Origin of the sequence: Algoriphagus sp. (assembly GCF_024642405.1) — a bacterium.
Lineage (GTDB): Bacteria > Bacteroidota > Bacteroidia > Cytophagales > Cyclobacteriaceae > Algoriphagus.
On record NZ_JAHEBC010000347.1, the window covers coordinates 1 to 3,957 of the forward strand.

Sequence of the window (3,957 nt, forward strand, 5' to 3'; positions counted from 1 at the left end):
ACTGGAGTGGGCGAAATGATAATGGACCCCAATAATCCAAATAAGATTTTTGTCAATATGTGGCAACATAGAAGATACCCATATTTCTTTGAATCAGGTGGTTCTTCTTCCGGGCTTTTTGTAACCCATGACGGTGGGGATAACTGGAAAAAACTAGATGATACTAACGGCCTTCCAAAAGGTGATCTAGGTAGGATGGGTCTAGCAATATCAGCTGCCAATAGCAGTAAAATTTATGCTTTAATAGAATCTTCAAAAAACGCACTCTATGTTTCTGAAGACGGAGGTGATAATTTCAAAATGATCAATTCAGACGGTTCAATCGGAGATAGACCGTTTTATTATTTTGATATTCATGCCGATCCTAAAAATGAAAATAGATTGTACACTCTTTATTCTAGAGTTGGAATCAGTGAAGACGGAGGAAATTCTTTCACGCAATTACTTCAATATCAAGGTGTTCATCCTGATCATCATGCATGGTACATTAATCCCAATGATCCAAAGCTGTTGATTGATGGAAATGACGGTGGTCTTAATATTTCAAGAGATGGCGGCAAAACCTGGTTTTTCGCGGATAACTTGCCGGTAGGACAGTTTTATCATGTAAATGTGGACAATGAAATCCCCTATAATATTTATGGGGGCATGCAGGATAATGGCTCTTGGACAGGTCCTGCTTATGTATGGAAAAGAGATGGAATAAGAAACAGTTATTGGCAAGAAGTATCTTTTGGAGATGGTTTTGACGTGGTACCTCACCCTGCCAACTCAAGATTTGGTTATACAATGTCTCAAGCAGGAAATGTTTCTAGGTTTGATAAAGAAACAGGTCATAACAAGACTATCAGACCTACTCATCCTGATAAAGATGTTTTCTTACGATTCAATTGGAATGCAGCAATTGCTCAAGATCCTCATGATGAAAATACACTTTATTACGGATCTCAATTTTTGCATAAGTCAACTGATAGTGGTGAAACCTGGGAAATTATTTCACCAGATCTAACTACAAACGACTCTACAAAACAAAAGCAGCAAGAAACAGGAGGTTTGACCTTTGATATTACTGGAGCGGAAAATCATACAACAATTATTGCAATTGCTCCTAGTCCGGTAGATCCTAATATAATCTGGGTTGGTACTGATGATGGGAACGTACAACTTACTAAAGATGGTGGAGAGACCTGGACAAATGTGGTGAGCAAACTGACTGGACTTCCAAAAGCATCCTGGATTGCTCAAATTCAAGCATCCACCTATAATGCGGATGAAGCATGGGTGATCGCTAACAATTATAGAAATAATGATTTTTCTGCATACGCCTACCATACCTCTAATGCAGGAGGAAACTTTACCAGGATTGTTGATGATTCAAAAGTTTGGGGATATACACTTTCTATCAAACAAGATCCTGTTCAGCCAAATCTGGTTTTCCTTGGAACAGAATATGGATTATATGTAAGTTTTGATAAAGCCAAAACCTGGAACAAATGGGAGCATGGGTATCCAAAAGCAGTTTCTACTTATGATATGACAATCCAGGAAAGAGAAGCAGATTTGGTTATAGGTACTTTTGGTAGAGCATTTTATGTCCTGGATGATATTAGGCCTTTAAGAGTATTTGCAGCATCTGGAGGAAATAAGCCTGAAGCCAAAATCACTGCTGTGCCTGCCCCAGACGCATATCAGGCAGAAATTCAACAACCCGTTGGAGAAAGATTCCCTGCAGATGGCATTTTTGCAGGTGAAAATAGAGAGACAGGTGGTAGATTAAGCTTCATTTTAAATGATGATAAGGAGAAACCAGATACGGTGACAGTTAACATTTTTAATGAATCGGGAGAACAAGTCCGAACATTGAAAACAGTTCCTACTAATGGTGTGAACCGAATCAATTGGAATCTCGATCGAAAATCATCGGTAGAAAACACTGGTGGCTTTGGTGGCAGAGGTGGACGAAGATCAGGTTTTTATGAACCTTCTGGAGGAGATGCTTTACCTGGAACCTATAAAGTTGTCTTTGTTTATGGTGAAGAAGAATCTGAAACAACAATCAAGGTATTGTCTGACCCAAGAATTCAAGTAAATATGGCAGCTTTGAAAGCAAAAGATGACTTCTTGAAAAAGTTGGAAGCACTCTCAAGCGAAGTTTCAGCATCAACAAAAAAACTTGATGAGGCACAAAAAGTAATCGACAAAGTAATGACTTTGACAAAAGATGTAGAAACTGATGAGGCAAAAGAACTGGCAAAAGCGGCAAAGGAGATAAAGAAAAAACTTGATACTACCCGTGAAGCTTTCGATGGTCCAACTCTCGAAGGACAAGGAATTGTTCGAAACTTATTTCCTACTACTATGAATATGGTTTCTGCTCCTCGAAGATATGTTGGTTCTTCCTATTCTGCTCCCGGTGAAACTGAAGAGAGGCTTTACGAGCAAGGAAAAGAAGCTGCGGCTGAAGCCATGTCAAAAGTCGAAGAATTTATGAATGGTGATTGGAAAGCATTTGAAGAAAAAGTGAAAAGCACTCCTATTGATCTATTTGAAGGAGTGAAAAATTAATTTCACATACCAAAGTAAAGCCAACCTAAAATTAGGTTGGCTTTTTTTGTGTTTAAAATTTTCAAAAAAAAATCTATCAATCTGGGATTCTGTAGGTAATACTAAGTGTATATTCAAAATCTGCTTCTGCAACTTCTCCGGCAGTTCCCAAAATTATTACGCCTCTAAATCCGTTATCATGTTTTGATAACCCTAAGAAATATTCTACAAACTGAAGCAAATCGAAATAAACCTTAACTCCAACCCCAACACCATCATCTAGTTCCAGATCAAGAGATAAAAAAGAACCCTTCAATTGCTTAGGTCCAGTCGTCCAAATCCCTGCAAAAACTCCTATTTCTCCACCTTCTTCTGCGCCAATCGAAACTCCTGTATCTGAAAGAACACGAATATCATTATCACCTCTAAACTTGTACCCCACACTTAAAATTTCGCTTTCACCAATCACCCCAGATACCTCTTCTGTCACCCCAATACTAACTGATTTTAAATCATCAAATGCATTTTCAACTTCATCCCAAATCGGGGTTAAAAAATCAGTTAAAATGGTTTTAAAATCTTCTGAATTTTGTTTTTCATCTGAATCAACCAAGTTTTTAATGATATTCTTTACGGTAGCTTCGTCAGAAGTCATTTTTGATTTAACAGCAGTGTATAATTGATAAATTTTACTCTCCTCATCTTTTAAATCTCCCAATAAATTCGAAAACTCAGATTTAGCTTTGTTTATTAAATCTGCCTCTTCAGCTTTGGCATCGGCCAAAGCATTTTTTACTGCTGTTTCAAAATCCTGAATGCCTGCCTTAATTGTTCCCTCAGCATCTTGGATGTCTTTCTTTAAGTCTCCTTTGATACTATCAAAAACATTTTCCACATCACTTGCCGCATGTTTTAAATCATCTAAAAGCCCCATAATTAAAAATTTTCTTGGTTTAAAAATATTTATATTTCAATATAATAATTATTTTAAATAGCTGAAAATCAATTCATTAAATAAAAATATTAAAGCTAATTCTACAATAGGATTTCATTCAAAAAATTGTATTTCACACTTAACTAAAAGCAGATAATCCTTTAAAATCAGAATAAAAATTTATTTACAAAAGAAATAAATTAACGGTTACTGTATAACTAAGAATAATAATCCTGATATGCCCCAGAAGTAACGTGATCTAGCCAATCTTGATTATTTAGGTACCAGTCAATCGTAATATCAATCCCTTCTTCAAATTGTAAACTTGGCCTTCAACCCAATTCTTCCTTGATTTTTGTAGCGTCTATAGCATAGCGAAGATCATGTCCTGCCCTATCCAATATGAAAGTGATTAGCTTTTCAGAAGTCCCCATTTCACGGCCAAGCTTTTCATCCATCTTTTGATAAAGCAATTTTAC

Annotated in this window: 2 protein-coding genes and 1 pseudogene; 1 reads left to right on the forward strand and 2 read right to left on the reverse strand. The window is 36.6% G+C overall.

The window, feature by feature from the left end; genetic code table 11:
• A partial coding sequence (locus Q0L68_RS17445) for a hypothetical protein (protein WP_296705543.1) occupies positions 1 to 2,565 on the forward strand: 2,565 nt, incomplete at its 5' end.
• A 76-nt stretch (positions 2,566 to 2,641) separates the two neighbouring features.
• Here the strand turns inward: Q0L68_RS17445 and Q0L68_RS17450 are convergent.
• Both Q0L68_RS17450 and Q0L68_RS17455 read right to left on the reverse strand, forming a co-directional pair.
• The gene (locus Q0L68_RS17450) at positions 2,642 to 3,478 is read right to left on the reverse strand and encodes a hypothetical protein (RefSeq protein WP_296705544.1); all 837 of its coding nucleotides are present in this window, start codon (positions 3,476 to 3,478) and stop codon (positions 2,642 to 2,644) included.
• A 218-nt stretch (positions 3,479 to 3,696) separates the two neighbouring features.
• Positions 3,697 to 3,957, reverse strand: a pseudogene (locus Q0L68_RS17455) (dTDP-glucose 4,6-dehydratase); the annotation flags it as partial.